Below are 18,871 nucleotides of genomic sequence, written 5' to 3'. Positions count from 1 at the left end.
GAATTTGCTTTAGAATTTTCATAAGCAAATGTAGGTCATAAAATGAATGGAAGCAAGGCGTCTAATGTTATTTAACGCATTTTATATAGTCGCCTTCGGCGAGTTGCAAGTTACAGGTTGCATTTGCCTTCGGCAAGTTGCAGGTTTACTGGCGTTAAGGATGGAGGAGTTCGTTGATTAGGTGATTGCAGATTTCGTGATTCTCTTGTGCGATGGTAAGCGGGTAGAAATCTAAAATTTAAAATCATTAAATCTAAAATTGTTGAATCCGTTTTTCGGATTCAACACAGTTCTTGTTTTAATACATCGGGTAATTCAAGGCCTCGTTTTTCGAGGCTGATAAACCAGTCTGACAGTTCTTCCGGCTGAATGGAATACAATACTTCACGGAATTGGTCTATTTGTTCATCGCTGTATCGGTCAGAGGGGATACCCCGGTATTGATCCAGTTCCTCATCATCAAAGTATTCTATTTTTTCATCCACTCTCTTTAGTCCTTTCTCGCAGATAGCGTGAGCGCCGCAACAGTCGGCGGGAGGGACAACAACCGGAGTGTCATCCGGCTTTTGTTTTGATTTGAAAAGGTATGTAAAAAGGGCAACTATTACTAGAAGCCCTACTATGCTGATGATAATATAAATCATTTCAATTACTTGGAAAGTTCTTTCTTCAACAGATTTACCTGATTCGTCAGTTTCTCCACTTCCTGAGTTTTCTTGGCTAATGTACTTTTAACATCTGCCAATTGTTTTTTCACCCCGGCAATCTCTTTTTCCAATCGGGCAATTTCGCTGTCCTTGAACTTGATATTTGCCTTGAGTGTTTCTACTTCATTTTTTAGTTTCCGGTTATCCCAATCCGCGTTGGTCTTGTACTCGGTCAATTGTTTTTGAAGTAAGTCACGTTCTTCAGTCGCTCTTTTCAACTGGAGTTGTAAACCGTTCAATTGTCCTTCATTATCCTTTACTTTTGACTTTACCTGTTCGGAAACATCTTTCAATTCGGACTTTAAAGCGGACTCTTTACTTTGCAATGTCCGTAATTGGGTGTACAGATCATCAATCTGTTTATCTTTGGCTGCGTTGTTCGCTGTCAGTTGGTAGCGGACGGCATTAAAATCATCCTTGAGTTTTTGCATTTCGGTTTCCAGAGTCTTCTTGTCGTTAGCAAGTGTTGCCACTTCCCGGTCTACGCTTCTCTTTGCTCTGGCTAATTCCTCGTATTTCTTTTTTGAAACGCAAGAGGAGAAAAGTAACGTGAATATTAAAATACCTGATATATAAAATAATCCTTTTCTCATATTGAAATGTTTAAATTGAACTTTATTCTTGTTGTGTGACAAAAGTAGTAAAATATTTGGGTATAACAAAGAACAATAGGGGCGGCAGAATCTTAATTTAATGTTAATGCTTCAAGACGTGATACGGAATTCGTGTGTCAAATACATATTTATTTATATATTTGCGTTGGAAAATTAATACAGAATATACTATGAATAAGAAAATCCTCTCGTTACTCGTTTTGTTTTTTGGAGTATTATTTGTCGCTCAAGCTCAGAATGACGGAAAGATACGAGTGAAGGGCGTTGTGTTGGATGAAGTTACGCGTCAACCGATTGAATTTGCCAATATCGGGATTCTAGGTACGGTTGCGGGTGTTGCCACGGATATGGACGGTCGGTTCGAATTGGTAGTTTCCGAAAGATTGGCTACTTATATGATGAGAGTTTCCGCGGTGGGATATGCTTCTGACGAGATGAAGTTGTACGAGGCAAGGGATAAAGGAGAGGTGCAGATATTTTTGAAACCGATGACCTACGGGATTCACGAGGTGGATGTAACAGCAGAATCGTTGGTCTTGAAAAGATTGTTACAGAACGTGGTGAATAATATCGGTCGGAATTATATTCCGCGTCCTTATAACTACGAGGGATATTTTGAATATGGCGTCCGGATTAATGACGGGGAGAAAAAGTCGAAAGAGGCAATCGTGGATATTTATGACAGCGAAGGTTACAGGCGTTCGAATGTCGAGGATGCGTTCAAGGCTTTGAATTATAACTTCTCGCAGGTGCGCCGCAGCGAGGAAATGACTTCCGCCACGGACGGGTTGATCTTCTTTGATGACATTATCACGGCGGATATCGTTCGTAATACCCGTAATATTCTGGATCTGGAGAATTACAGGGACTTTAAATTGAAAAGTAAAGGTAAATTCTTGTACGAGGGTGATTCCGTGCAAATTGTCACTTACGAGTGTCTGAAACCTTCCTTGTCGAATTCCGGTACGACCTTCGTTACAAAATACAGCGGAGAGATATACGTGGAATTGAAGAATTACGCCGTTATTAAAAACGTTATGCGCATCACTTCTTCCGCGTTCAATCTTTTGGGAAGAAATTTGATTCTGGCAGGTAACAGTCCTCGGCACGAAGTAATGGCTACGATTACGACCAATTACAAGAAAGTGAGTTCTTATTACTTTTTGAGTGGAGTGAGTATGGTGTATACTTATCTGGACGGTTCCGATCGTGTGAAAGGAGAGATGCAATACCAAACGACAAAAGTTAGCGTGAACAATACCACTCCTATTGCCGGACGGGTATATTTTGAAGAGGTTCCGACAGACAGAAATTTCTGGGATCGTTACACGATATATTTGGAAGAAGAAGAATAAAAGTCCCCCGAAAAGGGACTTTTTATTTTAGATTTAATGATTTAAGATTGAGTCCGTTCGGACTTAAATATTGTAATCTCTTGTAATTTACTTGTTTCGTTATATCGTCATGAAGGTACTTTATAAACAGAGCTTATGAAAGAACAAATTTGGAATAATATCGAACGAATGAGAGCGGAGGCTCCATTGGTACATAATATCACGAATGCTGTGGTAATGAATAATACGGCTAACGCGCTGTTGGCGGCAGGTGCTTCACCTATTATGGCACACGCATCGGAAGAAATTGATGAAATGGTTGCGCTATGTGGGGCTACCGTGATTAATATCGGGACATTGGATCGTTTTACCGTGGAATCCATGAAAACAGCTATCCGGAAAGCGAATGAAATCGGGCATCCGGTAGTACTCGATCCCGTGGGTGCGGGAGCCACGAGTTTTAGGAAGAAGGTTCTCCAAGATATATTAAACGCCGGTACTCCCCGGTATATACGCGGGAATGCCTCGGAAATCATGACAATGGCAGGGTTATCCACGAAATCTAAAGGCGTGGATAGTACCGAGTCTTCTCTGAATAGTCTGGAAGCTGCCCGCGAATTGAGTTCCCGTGTGGGGTGTATTGTCTGCGTGAGTGGGGAAACGGATCTCGTTGTGCAAGGCGAGAGAGTGATTTATTTGCATAATGGCTCCCCGATGATGGAGAGGGTGACCGGACTGGGGTGTACGGCTTCCGCTATCTTGGGTGCATTTGCTGCTGTCGCAGAAGATGAGTTTATGGCTGCCGTGAGTGCTACTTCTTTTATGGGTATATGCGGGGAGATTGCGGTCGGAATGGCACAAGGTCCCGGAACCCTGCAATTGTATTTGTATGACGTGATGTATAATCTGACACGCGAGCAGTTCATACAACGCGTGCAAATTTCCGAATGATATGAATGCCCCGCTTTATTTAGTGACCGACGAAGGGTTGCTGCATGGTAAAGATCTTTACAGCACGGTTGAAGCTGCCGTGAAAGGAGGCGTGACCATGGTACAATTACGGGAAAAAGAATCCTCTACCCGGGATTTTATTGAACGGGCGATTCGGCTGAAAGTATTGTTGACACCTTATCATGTACCTTTGATTATTAACGATCGGGTAGACGTGGCACTGGCTGCCGATGCTGATGGGGTGCATATCGGACAGAGTGATATGCCCTATTCGCAGGTGAAACGGCTACTGCCGGAAGGAAAAATAATCGGGTTATCCGTGGAAACGCGGGAACAGGTAATTGAAGCCAACGAGTGGGATGTAACTTATATCGCGGCAAGTCCTGTCTTTTCCACGGCAACGAAAACCAATACGATTGTCGAGTGGGGATTGGACGGGTTGCAATGGATTCGTTCCGTGTCCCGTCATCCGTTAGTGGCTATCGGTGGCATTCATCCCGACAATGTAGCCTCAATCTTTCGGGCGGGAGCGGATAGCGTGGCTGTGATTTCCGCGATTATCGGAGCCGATGATCCGGGAAAAGCCGCACGAGAATTGATTTGTCTTATACCCTAAAGAAAGATATAACCTTTTACTACTGAAATCCTATCGTAATCCTACCCAAGAACTAGGGAAGACATACCGCACTGGCGGTGTACGAACCGTTTTGCCTCGGTATTCTATAGGATTAGAATACCCCCAAAGAATGCAAAAGTATAACCAAGATAAACAAGGGCGCCACGTATTTCAGCACGAAAACCAGAGGTTTTATCAACCATAACTTCAATTGCCCGTCATTCGTCAACTCGGCAATCAACAAACGGCGATCGAATCGCCACCCCACGTAGATGGATATGAGTATGCCGCCGACGGGGAGCAGGATATTGGAACTGATAAAATCAAATATCCCGAATATGGAGCGGCTCCCTATCTGTATGTCTTTTAAAGGACCGAACGATAGAGTACACAAGATGCCGAAAACAGTCACGATAACGGTTGAAATAATGGTTGCCTTACGCCTGCTGATGTGTTTCTCTTCCACGAAAAAAGCGACAATCACTTCGAGCAATGATATCGAGGACGTCAATGCAGCCATTGTCAGCAGGACAAAGAATAAAATAGCCCACAATTGCCCGAATGCCATACTCTGGAACACTTGGGGCAAGGTGAGGAACACGAGTCCCGGACCGGAATTGGGTGCGATATTAAAGGCGAATACAGCAGGAAATATGGCAACGCCTGCCAGCACGGCGATTAGGGTATCGGCACAGATAACCTGTAACGATATCGAGGTTAGATTTTCACTTTTCTTGATGTATGAAGCGTAAGTCAATAGGACACCCATGCCGATTGACAAGGAGAAAAACGCTTGTCCCAGTGCAGAGAGTACCCCTTGAGAGGTGAGTTCCGAGAACTTGGGTAAAAACAGGAATTTTATTCCTTCCATGGCACCGTCCAGCGTGCATGCCCGGATACCTAAAATCACGATTAGTATGAAGAGTAAGGGCATCATGAGTTTCGTGTATCTTTCGATACCCTTTTTTACCCCTGCCAACACGATAAATCCGGTAAGTACCATGAATATAATTTGCCAGAATACCGGCTTGTACGGGTTGGAAATAAAACCGTTGAACAAGTTATTCAAATCAATATCGGCGCTTGAATGGAACGAGAAAGAGAGGGATTTAACCACGTATTCCAACGTCCACCCGGCAACTGTGCCATAAAAAGAAAGAATCATCGTGGCGGCCAATAACACGAGGATTCCAAAATAACGCCAAGGTGTTTTCGGTTCCAACCGATCAAATGTCCCGAAAGCATTCCGACCGGAATATCTACCGAGCGCGAACTCCGAAAGCATGACCGGGAGTCCGATAGCAACGGTAAAAAATATGTACACGAGCAAAAAAGCCCCGCCACCGTTATTCCCGGCTTCATAGGGAAACTTCCATATATTACCCAATCCGACTGCCGAACCGGCCAGTGCGGCAATAGCCCCGAACTTGGAACCAAAACTATCTCTGGTGTTGTGCATGGTTAAATTATTTTGAGTTAACAAATATTACGAGTTTCCGGAGTGTAAGTTAGCATTTTGTATAGAAAAAAACTATCTTCGCGTCAAAATAAAATAAGCGATTCACATGCAAGAGAAGATTTTAATACTTGATTTCGGTTCTCAATACACGCAATTGATCGCGAGACGCGTGCGAGAATTGAATGTCTATTGCGAGATTTATCCTTTTAACCATTATCCGGCACTCGATGCTTCCGTGAAGGGAGTTATTCTTTCGGGAAGTCCTTTCTCCGTGCGTGACGAGAAGGCTCCGCGACCGGATTTGTCTTCTATCAAGGGGAAACTGCCGTTGCTGGGAGTGTGTTACGGGGCTCAATATCTGGCTCATTATTTCGGTGGGGAAGTACAAGCCTCCAACAAAAGAGAGTACGGTCGGGCAAATTTGTCTTACGTGGATAACGGTTGCCCGCTTTTCAAACATATCAGCCAACATTCACAGGTATGGATGTCGCACGGGGATACGATCGAGGTATTGCCGTCACATTACACGGTAGTGGCAAGCACGGTCGACGTGGAGAATGCCGCGTACCGGATAGAAGGAGAGGATACATACGGTATTCAGTTCCACCCGGAGGTGTATCACAGTACGGAAGGAACCGCGTTGCTGAAGAATTTCGTGGTTGATATCTGCGGTTGTAAACAAGACTGGACACCGGATTCTTTTATCGAAACCACGGTAGCCGAATTGAAAGCAAAAATAGGCGAAGACCGGGTAATATTGGGTTTGTCGGGGGGAGTAGATTCCACGGTGGCAGCCATGTTATTACACCGGGCTATCGGTAAAAATCTTGTCTGCATATTTGTTGACAATGGATTGTTGCGGAAAAACGAGTTCTCGTCCGTGCTTGAAAATTACAAGGAATTAGGATTGAACGTCATTGGTGTGAATGCCGGTGATCTTTTCCTGTCCCGTCTGGCGGGAGTCGAGGATCCGGAAACGAAGCGCAAAATTATCGGTGCCACTTTCGTGGACGTGTTTGACGAGGAGTCACACAAGGTAGAAGATGCCAAATGGTTGGGACAAGGTACGATTTACCCGGACGTGATTGAATCATCGTCGGTGAATGGCCCGTCACAGACCATTAAATCTCATCATAACGTGGGAGGATTACCTGACTACATGAAACTTAAAGTGGTAGAACCCTTGCGTTTATTGTTTAAAGATGAAGTTCGCCGCGTGGGTAAAAGCCTCGGTTTAGCGGATAAATTTTTGAAACGCCATCCTTTCCCCGGTCCGGGACTTGCTATTCGTATTCTGGGTGAGATTACGAGAGAGAAGGTGACGTTATTGCAAGAAGTCGACCATATTTACATATCCATGCTTGAGGAAGCGGGATTATATGATAAAGTATGGCAAGCGGGTACTATTCTGTTACCGATCAAGAGTGTCGGGGTGATGGGGGACGAACGTACTTACGAGAGCGTGGTTGCCTTGCGTGCCGTGGAATCGACGGACGGAATGACTGCCGATTGGTGTCATTTGCCTTACGAGTTCTTGGCAAAGGTTTCCAACCGAATCATAAATAACGTGCGGGGTATCAACCGGGTTGTTTATGACATTAGTTCAAAACCACCAGCCACCATCGAGTGGGAATAATATACAAGCGCCTTTCGGGGCGCTTTTTTTATGCTTAGCTTAGTGATGTTTATATGTAATCCTAGGGTTATTTCACTGTAATACTACCTCTCGTCCGTTACAACAAACTTTTACATCCCTCGCATCACCCTTGGTGAATGGTGGTGTAAGGGACATAGGAGTAGCTTGTAAGAGAGTAGAAGTAGTATTACTGTGAGATAACCATGGAAATAGGGTAAAATTGTAAAAAAAGGCATAATGTAAAATATTGCAAATAAGCGAATTGTAAAATATTTTTGAAAAAAGGTCATATTTCATATTACACCAAACGGGTAGGGTTCCGTTTTAGGAGAAACAAGCAAAGAATATGACACAAAAAACACGAGAGTATATAGTTCAATTGATCGCCCGCTACGTGCAAGGCAACTTAAATAAGCGGGAAATGGAGGATTTGGATGCGTGGCGTATGGAATCTTCCAAGAACGAGGAGATTTTTCAACGGATGATTTCCCGTCGACATTTCGAGGAGAGCCTGACGGCTCATGAAATGACGGGAGAGGAGATGAATGCCGAGTGGAAACAAATTTACACGAGAACGATAGGGAGCCGTCGAATCGGGTTAAAACGAGTATTGCAATACGCCGCGATAGCGATTGTTTTATTGTCAGTCGGCGGAGTGCTATATTTTAGTAGCGAAAAGTATCTTCCGGAAAAAGAGGTGGTGGTAGCCAAAAAGAATACAATCCAAGAATTGGAGTCTAGGGCTATTTTGGTTTTGTCTGACGGGAGGGAGTTCGATTTAAAGAACGAGGAGGATTTGGAGGCATTGACCAATCATAGGGGTACTTTATCTGCCGATAGCGAGATGTTGACTTATTCATCAGGAAACGTGGATACGATAGTCGAATATCATACGTTGCGGATTCCCCGGGGAGGCGAATACGTGTTGGTTTTGTCCGATGGTTCGACAGTATATCTGAATGCCGAATCAGAATTATCTTATCCGGCGCATTTTACGGGGCAAGAGAGAAGAGTTCGTTTGAAAGGAGAGGCTTATTTTGAAGTACAAAAAGATGTGACCAAACCCTTTATCGTGGATGTCGATCCCCTGCGGGTTCAAGTTATGGGTACAGAATTTGGGGTAAGGGCTTACAGTGATGAAGAATGTATCAAAACGACTTTAAAACAAGGGAAAGTGAGCGTGGAATCCGAGGAGCGCAGTGTTATCCTGACTCCGGACTTGCAGGCTACGTTCAATAGATCGGATGGACGGCTGGATGCGAAAGAGGTTAATGTCAATTTATATATCGGTTGGAAAGACGGACGTCTGATTTTTGACAATTGCCCGTTGGAACGGGTTCTGAAAGATTTGGGACGGTGGTACGCTTTTAACGTGGTTTTCGAACGGGAAGAGTTGCGTGTGTTACCCTTCTCTTTGAATATCAAAAAACACGAGGTATTCGCGGAGGTGCTTGATTTGCTGGAAGAAACAGGATGCGTGAAATTTGAAATAGAGGATAATACCGTGATTGTAAAATAAAAAGTAGCGCTGGTAACGCTACTTAAAAACTACCTCTGATGCGAACAGGGGCAGAATGATTATTAAATTCAAATACAAATCTATGAAGAAAAATTTTAATGTTGTGAGGAAAAGGTGGTTTTTATTCCTGCTTTTCCTTGTTTTCACGACTCAATTAAGCCAACGAGCTTATTGTCAGGAGGTAAAAATGACCTTTAGTCTGAAAAATGCTACTTTAAAAGAGGTCATCAACGAGATTAAACGAATTTCGGCGTATGATTTCGTTTATAGCGATTCCTACTTATCCGCTTTTAAGCAGAGGGATGTTTCGTACAAGGATGCGACGATTGATGCAGTTCTCTCTGATTGTTTGAAGGGTACAGGATTGATTTATGCTATTAACGGGCAGACTATTGTCATTCGGCGAGAAGAGACAAAGGCGGAACAGACGAAAGTGGTCACGGGAAAAGTTTCAGACATGAACGGAAGTCCCTTACCCGGGGTTACGATTTTAATCAAGGGGTTGACCGTCGGTACTGTTTCAGATGTGAATGGTAATTACAAACTTGGTGTCCCGACAACCGGGGAGGTTACATTGATGTTTTCTTTTATCGGTATGAAAACTCAATATATTACCGTGAAAGAGAAACTGAACATCAATGTTAAGATGGAGGAAGATGTCGCCGAGATGGATGAAGTGGTAATCACGGGTTATCAAACGATTGACAAGAAACATTTGACAAGTGCGATTACTACCGTGAATGCGGCAGACGTGTTGGTGCCGGGTATGACGAGTATTGATCAAGCGTTGGAAGGGAGAATACCGGAGTTATTGTTGATGACTAACTCGGGAGAGGTTGGGGCAACCCCGCGTATTCGCGTAAGAGGAACCTCCACGTTGTTGGGTAACCGGGAACCCCTGTGGGTTTTGGACGGTTTTATTTTGGATGATCCGGTAGACGTAAGTAATGATGATTTAAACAATCCTGATTATATCAATATTATCGGGAATGCTATCGCCGGGATTAATCCCCAGGATATCGAGCGTATTGACGTGTTGAAAGATGCTTCCGCGACAGCTCTTTACGGTACCCGTGCGGCGAATGGCGTGATTGTGGTAACAACAAAGAAAGGGGCGATAGGGCCTGCACGTGTTTCTTATAATCATTCGTCAAAATACACACGCCGTCCCCGTTATTCTGACCGTAATATCAATTTGATGAATTCACAGCAACGTGTACAGTTCGGAAAGGATTTGACGGAATTGCATTATCCGTTCCCAAGTAATATGCCGATGGTGGGGTATGAAGGTGCCGCATATCGTCTTTACACGGGACAAACGAATTACGACGAGTTTTTAGATGAAGTGAAGAGATATGAAACAGTGAATACCGACTGGTTCGATATTTTGACACAAGATACTTATTCTCATGATCATACTTTGAGTGTTTCGGGGGGGACTGAGAGTGTACGTTACTATGCTTCCCTAGGGTATAATTACGAGGATGGAGTATCTAAAACGACATACACGGAAAGGTACACGGCGAGAATAAATATGGATATGACTTTTTCAGAGAAAGTAAAAGCTAGTTTTTCTTTAGACGGGAACGTGCAAAAGAAGAATCATTTGATGCCGGAAATTGACGCGATGGACTACGCTTATAATACAACACGAGCCTTGCCTTGCTATAACCCGGATGGTACTTTGTATTATTACGAGAAATCGGCTTACAATGGGATGAATAGGTGGGCCAGTCTGTTTAGGTATAATATTTTGAACGAGATTGACAATAGTTCAAATTCCTATGATGGTAACACGCTAGGTGCTCGCTTGAATTTGAAATATTCACCGTGGAGGGAGTTGGATGTTACAATAGCTGGAAATTATAATCGAAGTAGTACTTTGCAAGAACAGTGGTGGGGTGAAAAGTCACATTACGCAGCTCGTTGGAAAAATGCTGAATACGAGGAAGTTCCTATGCCGGGAGATGACGGGGAGTGTTATTTGCCTTACGGTGGTATCTTGAAAACAACCAACACGATAAACGAAAGTTATGTATTCCGTGTACAATACGATTTTCGTAAACCGTTCGGGAGTGATGATCAACACATGATTATGTCCACCGGAGGGTTCGAGATGAATGGCTCGACTTCACGGAGTATCAGTGATGAAAACCGGGGATATGTAAAAGATCGGGGAATGCAATTTATTGATGAGGTTGATCTTACCTTGTATACTCGCTATGCCAAATGGTTGAACGAAAATCACAGAACACTGAAACATGGAATCTCGCATCAAGTATCTGGATATTTGACTTTAAGTTATAGTTACGGTAATCATTTCACGCTGTATGCTAATGCGCGTTGTGATTTTTCTAATAAATTCGGTAGTCAAAGTAATGATAAATTCTTGCCTATTTGGGCAATTTCCGGGAGTTGGAATTTGAAAGAAAATATTCTAAGAAACTGGAATTTTGTAAATGAAGCAAGATTTAGGACTTCATACGGTTATCAGGGTAATATGTTGGATGATCAAAGTCCGAACTTGACGATTAAACAAGGAACGATAGACCCGATGTATAATGAAAATGTATCGGTTATCGCCCGTTACCCGAACCCGAATCTGAAGTGGGAGGAGACTCATTCTTTCGACCTCGGGTTGGATTTGTCATTTTTTAAATCTCGCGTGAATATAGAAGGTTCTCTTTATTTTAAAAAGACAGAAGATTGTTTCACTTCGGTAAGAGTATCAACAGTTAATGGACTTTCCAATTATACGATGAATAGCGGTGATTTAAAAAATGACGGTTATTCGATCGCTTTGCAAGTGAAACCTATAAAAACAAAAGATTTCCAGTGGTTGTTTTCTACTCAATATTCCGGAAATATGAATAAGGTGGAATCGGAAACAGTTGAGGTTTATACTATAGACGATTATTTGAATGGAACAGCTATTATTAACGGAACGGCGATAGGTTCTTTCTATTCGTATAAATTTTTAGGATTGAGTCCTGAAAATGGAACTCCGGTATTTGATGATTATGCTGATCGTCAACACCTTTTGAAATATAAATCGTTGGAAGAAACCGTTTTGATGATCATGGAAAAGAGTGGGCAGCGAGAACCGAAGTTCAGTGGAAATTTTGCCAATACTTTCACCTATAAGAATTTCACGTTGACGATGAATATGGCTTACGGGTTAGGTTCAAAGGTGCGTTTATTTGCTCTTTACGAGCCTATTGTATCCGGGGTGAGTGCGGAAGCTAATGTTAGAAAGGAGTTTTTAAATCGTTGGCAAGTTCCCGGTGACGAAACGAAAACAAATATTCCCGCTATATTGAGTCCGGCGGATGCTGATTACATGCACTATTATGCTCATTTTTCAAGTAGCCTGAATAATGCAACGCATATATAGTCGCATAAATACCACTAATATTATCTTGAACGAGTTGAAAAACGTGAGTCAGGCTTTACCACAAGAAAAATTGGATGCATTGACACTTCAAGGCGAATGTTTGTTTTTGCGTGCCCAATTCTATCTGGTACTGGTGAATGTGTATGCTAATGCCTATGCTCCGGAAACTGCGGCATCCACCTTAGGAGTTCCCTTGAAGTTGACGCATTACGTGGAACATGATAAAGATAAAAACACGCAATTCGAAAGAGCGTCCGTCGCTGAGGTTTACGCGCAGATCGTGGATGACTTGAAGGTATCCGTGAAGTGTTTTCAACAAAGTCCCCAGACTCGTTCTTTTTATCGGGCTTCTGAGGCAGCCGCACGTTTGTTGTTAAGTCGGGTGTACTTGTATATGCAAGATTGGAAAAATGCACGAGTAGCCGCCGAGGATTTTTTGAAGTTAAGACGTGACTTGTATAATTTTAATTCACTCACGGACCCGGAAGCGGTCGCAATATCTGAAAATAGTGTTGAAGTTTTATTTTCACAAGGCTCTTTGAGTTTACAGAATGATATTACGGGATTAGGGGGAAATTTTTGCGTGACTAAAGATTTGTACCGTTTATACGAGGAGGCTGATTGTCGACGTGATTTATATTTTTCTAATGCTTCGGAGATAGATAGTATAGGGTTGGGCAGAAAATACAAAAGAGGTGTTTATCGCTCGAATGTTTCTGATTTTTGGTTGTTAAGAACAGCGGAGGGGTATTTGAATATGGCAGAAGCGTGTGCCATGTCTGATGATCCCGGTACGGCTTCCGAATACTTGAATCGTTTGAGGAGAAATAGGATAGCTGAATACAGGGATATTGAATATTCTGCAGCAGATATAACGGAAGCCGTGAGAGAGGAAAGAAGAAAGGAGTTGTGTTTCGAGGGGCACCGTTGGTTTGATTTACGCCGATATGCCGTATGCCGTAAAGCTCCTTTTAAAAAGGTCATAGAACATATGTTTTCTGTTTATGATTGGGATAATAGACGTGAGTTTAAACATGGGGAAGTTTATTCTCTGCAAGAAAACGATTTGGCATACACGTTTGCTATTCCAAAGTCCGTGTTGGAATTTGATACCGGTATGCAGGATAATCCAAGGGAGCAAAGGGGGTATTCTCATTTAATCTATAGGTCTGCTGGTGGAGCCGGTGATGAAAAATAAAATGAATAAAATAATTAACCACACGAGTATGAAGACAATATTGTACATTGTATTGATTATTTTTATGTTCGGTTGCTCGAAAGAAGGTGCTTTAACACAGAAAATCGAGTACGAGAATTTTTACGTGATTGAAGACGACCCGTCAGATCCCGTGAAACATCGGGTATACGAGATTTACAAGAAGTATAATGTTCCGGTTTACTTTAACGATACGATCAAGAAATCTTTCCTGAAGGAAGATATAAATGGAAATCCTATCTATCGATATGAAACCTTGGATTTGGCATGGAATTTTTCTTCTTATTCTCAATTTGCATATCGGTATGAATACCTTGTAGAACCGGAAGAACAATTAAAGGCTTTAAATATTATTGAGAATTATTTGGCCCTTGTTAATAAAGCACTTTACCCGTATAATTTTTTTGTAGTGAAATCTGTTAGAGCACAAGATAACTATGATAATATTCAAGTTTTGGGTGAAGGTGCGTATCAAATTTATTTACGAACACTTTTGATGACAGGTGATTGGAAAAGTGACGGGGTGATACGTGATTTGCCCACGGAGATGATGAAGGAAATGGTGAAGAGTAAAATATTGAATTACACGACGTTATTGACACAATTTTACAGTTTTTCCAAGCCGGAATGGTTTGATACTCGTTTTTCTTCTTTGGATCCCGATTATTATGAATACTTGGTGTTTCCTAATGATTTTGGGTTTACCGGTAGCTGGACTTATATTCCGGGACAATCTTCTTTTGGGCCTCAGTGTTTTGATGATAATTGGGGGACTGCTCAATGGTTTACCCCTGAAGGTTTGGAAAACTTTCGAAAGTGTGTTCGGGAAAAGATAGGAGCATGGGGGTTTGTTTCTTGCGGGTTAGCTAATACTTGGACACCGCGAAAGAAAGAGGACGATTTAGTCGGGTATATCACGGAAATGTTGAGGTGGTCACCGGAAGAATTTGAAGAAAAATGGGGAGATTCTCCCTTGGTAATGCAGAAATATAATATTCTGTATGAAATTGTTGTCAATGAATTGGGTGTTGAATTATAAAGTAAACAGAAGATGAAAAAGATAATGATAATACTGTTGAGCGTGATTGTTTATTATGCATGTAATAATGATGATCACGTGGTAAAGCCGGAGGTTGCTTTTTCCGAATTCACGGACCCACGTGATATGAAAGTGTATAAATGCGTGACCATTGGCGAACAGACATGGATGGCAGAGAATTTGAAATATCGTTTGCCATTGGGAAGTATAGATGGGTGTTACACGTTTAAAGAAGGAGCTGTAAGGGAATATGATGCAAAGGTTAGTGTAGAACTTTTTACAGATTCTATGAATGCTGCCATGGAACGGGGAGAGTTATCCGAGCGATATAATGATATTTTTTCCGTAGGTGATTTATTAAAGGCATATGTGGTGGATTATCAAATGCCTGTTTCTCAGGCAATAAGTATGGTGGAGAGAACGTGTGAAGTTACTTGTCCTAATGGAGTGAAGGCTATTAAAAGGATGTATAATAATCTTTTGCCGTTTGCTCTTGCAGAGCTTGTAGAAAATAATTTAAAGGATACGGAAGCTAAGAATGGGAATTATTCATCGGTAAACGGTTTTCTTTATTCTTATGATGGGGCAGCGAAAGCTGTGCCCGAGGGATGGCGATTGCCCACGGATGAGGATTGGAAAAAGTTAGAAGAGAATTTAGGAATGTCGCTTTCGGAACTTGATAAATTGGATGTTTGGAGAGGTGGAGAAGAGGGACGCCTGTTGAAAGCCGGAAAAGATGGATGTGGTTTTGATGCTTTATTTAGCGGAGCTCGGGTTTTCGGTACTTTTATGTATGGAACAAATTTCATTAATAAGGGAAGTCGGGCTTATTTCTGGTCGTCTTCAAAGGTTGTGGAGAATGATACGATTAATCACGGGATTATCCGGTTGCTTTCCATGGAAAATGATCAAATTATGCGTGGAACTTCCGATTTGACAGCAGCTTATAGTGTACGTTGTATTAAAGAATAATTAAAGTAAATTATGATGAAAAAGATTGTATTGTTTGTAAGTATGTTATTTATTACTTTGGGCGTTTCTGCCCAAAGCATGTACGGGGATGAAGTGAAAGCAGATGTAAGGATGAAGTACGTTTATTCTTTTGAAGAGGCTTTGAAAAGGGCTAAAGAAGAGAAAAAACCAATCTTCTTTAATTGTTTTGCCGATTGGGCAGTACCTTGCCATGCCATGAATAAATTGGTGTTTAGTGATCAAAAGTTTGCCGATTGGATGGATAAGCATTTCGTGAATTTCTTTATTGACGTGACCACGAAAGAGGGAAAGCCTTTCGCAAAAAAATATGACGTGAAGTTTCAAGCCCATTATCTGGTATTGGATAGTAACGGTGAAATTCTTTACCGGATTGTCGGTGGTGTAAAATTACCTGAATTCCAGCAGTTATTGGCTCAAGCGTTGAACCCGAAAACGACTTTGCCGGAGATGAATAGAAGGTATGAAAGTGGTGAACGGGGAGTGAAGTTTTTAAGGGATTATGCCAAAGTATTGGATGTAGCGGATGAAAGGGAAAAAGCGAATTTGGTAACAGATGAATTTTTCACGAAATTGAAGAAATCCGAATGGTGTAAAGCTGAGAATTGGGATTTATACTGTAAAAAAGTACGTGGCTTGGATGATGAAATGTTCCGTTTCGTAGTGGAGCACAAGAAAGATTTCGTGAAGCAGAATGGTTTGAAATCAGTAAATGAATTAATAGAGAAGGGGTATATAGGTGAATTATATCCTTATACAACCGGAGAGAAGATTTACAATAGTGAGAAGTTATTAGATCTTTATATCTCTATGCAAAATAATGGTTTACCGGATACAAGCACGGTTTATACTGTGTACGATATCGTCAAAGCGCACACGGATCGGGAGCTGAATAAGATTTTGAATATTTTAAAACATAAATCTAGCGGTTTACATCCACAACTTGTTGTAAATGTTGATTTAGGTTTAGTGAATTTTCCAGATTTGTCCACAGCCGAGGAGGCGCTTATTATCGCTTATTTGAAGGAAAAAATGGACAAAATGAAGGGGACGGCTCGAGATTATTATCAAGGAGCTTTGAATAAACTCGTGAACAAGGAGGGAATGAAGTTCGAGAATTTGTCTTTTGCTGAAGTACTGAAAAAGGCAAAGCAGGAGAATAAGCTTGTGTTCTTGGATTGTTACACGACTTGGTGTGGTCCTTGCAAGAAAATGAGTAATCAAGTTTTCCCGCTTAAGGCTGTTGGGGATTTCATGAATGCACGTTTCGTGAACGTGAAAATTGATATGGAAACAGAGGAAGGGAGAGAGTTGGGCAAGAGATATGGGGTTAAATCGTTCCCGACTATGTTTTTATTGAATGCGGAAGGAGAGGTGCTTTCTCAAATCGTGGGAGCTCAATCTCCGGATGTTTTCGTGGAAAAAGTGAAACAAGGTTTGAAGCAGAGCGAGTGATTAAGTTGGTGCCTGAATGTGTTGTGTTTTAATTCATTCTCCTCATGTATTCTTGCTGAATCTTGAGGAGAATTTTTTACTAATTATTTTAATCCATTCACGGCTACGTTAGCAGAGATTGTGATACATATGTATTGGGATAAAGGAGGAAATGCCCCTTTGCACGTTGTTTGTGCAGAACAAACTATGATTAATATTATTAATATACTAAATGGAAAGGATAACGTGGCAAAGGATGACACACGTTCTAAAGAAGAACGTGCCCTTGATTGTTGGAGAGAAGCTTATTCTAAAATTCAATAAGTTATGAGAAAGCCAGATAAAGTTGAAAAAGTAATTTTTTACGTGGTAGGATTTATTGCTATTATAGTGGGAGTAAATCGGACGGTATCAAGTGGTTGGATGAAGTGGCTATTGCGAGAAAGATTAGAAGTCCCAAATCCAACGGAATATGTATTCAATTTTTCTAAAGAGGAAGTAAAGCAAGCTGTGATAGAAAGAATGGGAAAGTATCAATATAGAGATATGACTATCTATGGCTTTGGTTATGATGTATTTAGGAAAGATGAATCTCATTTTAGAGGAAATGTCGATTATTTTGTTTTTCGTGAACAATATGCATTTTCATTTTGTTATCGGAAACGAAACGGTGGACGTCTTTCTTGTTTAGAGATGCGACTTTATTTAGATTCTCTTGCGCCTCAACAGACAAGGGCACGAATGGAAGTAACTAAACTCGAGGTTTTTACCGGTTACGGGTTAGCTGTTGGAATTCACGGAATCGGTATTGGTCCGATATTAAAAGATATGCCAGCAACGACTGTTGAAGAATATCAGGTATTGTATAAAATTGGCAAACAGTTAGGTGTGGCAGATAAAATGCCTCGAATAAACTATCCTATAGGGTTGTCCAAAAAGGAATTAATGGATACGTATTATAACGAGGGATTTATACTATTTAAATACACGAATCGTTCATCATGGGATGAGTTTGATGAATGAAAATTGTATTATCCTGAAAAAAGTTTACCGAATAGAGTATTTAAAATTATCGAGGAGAGAATTTATTTTCTCCTCGATTAGGCTCAGACTTTTAGTATGGTAGTAGAGCTTTCCTCTGTAGCCGATTTTGTTATAGGTAAATATACTTTCGAGGTTGGTGGAAAAAATAAAACACAAAAACAAATAGAAGGGATCGAAAATGCCTATCTTGTGAAAGATGATATCGAATACGGGTATAAAAATATAATTCCTCTTTGGGCATTTGGATTGACTTATTAGCGGAATTCAAATATATAATAATATAGATAAAATGTGTTTTAATCTTTCACGCATATAATGATTGGCATTGTTCTTGTGCTTCTTTATGGTGTTTATCGAGATATCTAACAGTTGGGAGATCTGTTCATGGGATTTGCCGTTGAGGCTTAATAGATAAACTTCCTTGCAAGCGGGGGGAAGTTCGTTGAATACAGTTCGCAAAGCTTGAAATATTTCTGTTTCAAGTATATTGTCTAGAAAGGAATCTTCTTCATTTTCTGCTATGACGTGTTTCGTGTAATTTTGGGCTGCCTCGTGATGACGAATGAGGTCAATACAAGCATTTTGAACTACCCTATATAAAAATGCTTTGATAGTATTTTCATCTTGGAATTGAGATTTTTTTTCCCATAGCCGAACAAACGCGTCTTGTACGATATCTGCAACAGCCATTTTATCGTCAATGTATTTAGCGGCAAAATAACGCAATTGAACAACATATTTTTCATACAGGTAACGGAAAGATTTTTCTTGATCTTTTCCTAAAAGATTTATTATCAAATTATCTTGCATAATAATAGTGACGTTCACATATGGTTAATAGATTCTTTGGGTAAATGTATTATTTGTTGTATATTAGATATTTAATTGTTGTTTTATGTAATCATAAAAGGAACGTTT

Annotated in this window: 15 protein-coding genes and 1 pseudogene; 12 read left to right on the top strand and 4 right to left on the bottom strand. The window is 41.1% G+C overall.

Going from position 1 to position 18,871, the window contains the following annotated elements; translation table 11 throughout:
* Positions 1–281 precede the first annotated feature (281 nt).
* Both Q5866_RS17465 and Q5866_RS17460 read right to left on the bottom strand, forming a co-directional pair.
* On the bottom strand, positions 282–644 hold the full coding sequence (locus Q5866_RS17465; RefSeq protein ID WP_099292412.1) for a hypothetical protein: 363 nt from the start codon (positions 642–644) through the stop codon (positions 282–284).
* A 5-nt stretch (positions 645–649) separates the two neighbouring features.
* On the bottom strand, positions 650–1,300 hold the full coding sequence (locus Q5866_RS17460; protein WP_303181548.1) for a hypothetical protein: 651 nt from the start codon (positions 1,298–1,300) through the stop codon (positions 650–652).
* Between the two features lie 191 nt (positions 1,301–1,491).
* Between Q5866_RS17460 and Q5866_RS17455 the strand changes: the two genes are divergently transcribed.
* From Q5866_RS17455 to thiE, 3 genes are all read left to right on the top strand, one after another.
* Positions 1,492–2,676, top strand: coding sequence for a carboxypeptidase-like regulatory domain-containing protein (locus Q5866_RS17455; protein WP_099292414.1), 1,185 nt, complete (start codon positions 1,492–1,494; stop codon positions 2,674–2,676).
* Between the two features lie 135 nt (positions 2,677–2,811).
* The gene (gene thiM / locus Q5866_RS17450) at positions 2,812–3,606 is read left to right on the top strand and encodes a hydroxyethylthiazole kinase (protein WP_292267539.1); all 795 of its coding nucleotides are present in this window, start codon (positions 2,812–2,814) and stop codon (positions 3,604–3,606) included.
* Between the two features lies 1 nt (position 3,607).
* A complete protein-coding gene (gene thiE / locus Q5866_RS17445) occupies positions 3,608–4,222 on the top strand; it encodes a thiamine phosphate synthase (RefSeq protein WP_292267541.1) in 615 nt (204 codons plus the stop codon).
* 112 nt (positions 4,223–4,334) lie between these two features.
* Here thiE and Q5866_RS17440 read toward each other — a convergent pair whose 3' ends face one another.
* The gene (locus Q5866_RS17440) at positions 4,335–5,681 is read right to left on the bottom strand and encodes a sodium-dependent transporter (RefSeq protein ID WP_227214679.1); all 1,347 of its coding nucleotides are present in this window, start codon (positions 5,679–5,681) and stop codon (positions 4,335–4,337) included.
* 106 nt (positions 5,682–5,787) lie between these two features.
* Here Q5866_RS17440 and guaA point away from each other — a divergent pair, with 106 nt between their 5' ends.
* The 9 genes and pseudogenes from guaA to Q5866_RS17395 form a co-directional block, all read left to right on the top strand.
* The gene (gene guaA, locus Q5866_RS17435; protein ID WP_303181545.1) at positions 5,788–7,317 is read left to right on the top strand and encodes a glutamine-hydrolyzing GMP synthase; all 1,530 of its coding nucleotides are present in this window, start codon (positions 5,788–5,790) and stop codon (positions 7,315–7,317) included.
* 346 nt (positions 7,318–7,663) lie between these two features.
* Positions 7,664–8,836, top strand: a complete 1,173-nt coding sequence (locus Q5866_RS17430; RefSeq protein WP_303181544.1) for a FecR family protein — start codon at positions 7,664–7,666, stop codon at positions 8,834–8,836.
* Between the two features lie 82 nt (positions 8,837–8,918).
* Entirely contained in the window at positions 8,919–12,230 is a 3,312-nt protein-coding gene (locus Q5866_RS17425; protein ID WP_303181542.1) for a SusC/RagA family TonB-linked outer membrane protein, read from the top strand.
* Positions 12,214–13,428: a RagB/SusD family nutrient uptake outer membrane protein gene (locus Q5866_RS17420; RefSeq protein ID WP_303181540.1), complete on the top strand. Its 1,215-nt coding sequence runs from the start codon at positions 12,214–12,216 to the stop codon at positions 13,426–13,428. The genes Q5866_RS17425 and Q5866_RS17420 overlap by 17 nt, the downstream gene beginning before the upstream one ends.
* A gap of 28 nt (positions 13,429–13,456) precedes the next feature.
* Positions 13,457–14,485: a hypothetical protein gene (locus Q5866_RS17415; protein WP_303181539.1), complete on the top strand. Its 1,029-nt coding sequence runs from the start codon at positions 13,457–13,459 to the stop codon at positions 14,483–14,485.
* Positions 14,486–14,497: 12 nt separating this feature from the next.
* Positions 14,498–15,457 (top strand): FISUMP domain-containing protein, encoded by a 960-nt coding sequence (locus Q5866_RS17410; RefSeq protein WP_303181537.1) that lies wholly within the window; start codon positions 14,498–14,500, stop codon positions 15,455–15,457.
* A 12-nt stretch (positions 15,458–15,469) separates the two neighbouring features.
* On the top strand, positions 15,470–16,930 hold the full coding sequence (locus Q5866_RS17405) for a thioredoxin family protein (protein ID WP_303181535.1): 1,461 nt from the start codon (positions 15,470–15,472) through the stop codon (positions 16,928–16,930).
* A 306-nt stretch (positions 16,931–17,236) separates the two neighbouring features.
* Positions 17,237–17,932 (top strand): hypothetical protein, encoded by a 696-nt coding sequence (locus tag Q5866_RS17400; protein WP_186975356.1) that lies wholly within the window; start codon positions 17,237–17,239, stop codon positions 17,930–17,932.
* A gap of 117 nt (positions 17,933–18,049) precedes the next feature.
* Positions 18,050–18,211, top strand: a pseudogene (locus tag Q5866_RS17395) (ATP-binding protein); the annotation flags it as partial.
* A 6-nt stretch (positions 18,212–18,217) separates the two neighbouring features.
* Here the strand turns inward: Q5866_RS17395 and Q5866_RS17390 are convergent.
* Positions 18,218–18,763, bottom strand: coding sequence for an RNA polymerase sigma factor (locus Q5866_RS17390; protein ID WP_186975357.1), 546 nt, complete (start codon positions 18,761–18,763; stop codon positions 18,218–18,220).
* Between the last annotated feature and the right edge of the window lie 108 nt (positions 18,764–18,871).

This window comes from uncultured Butyricimonas sp. (assembly GCF_959596855.1).
Taxonomy (GTDB): domain Bacteria; phylum Bacteroidota; class Bacteroidia; order Bacteroidales; family Marinifilaceae; genus Butyricimonas; species Butyricimonas muris.
This window is presented reverse-complemented; position numbering and strand designations above follow the sequence as displayed.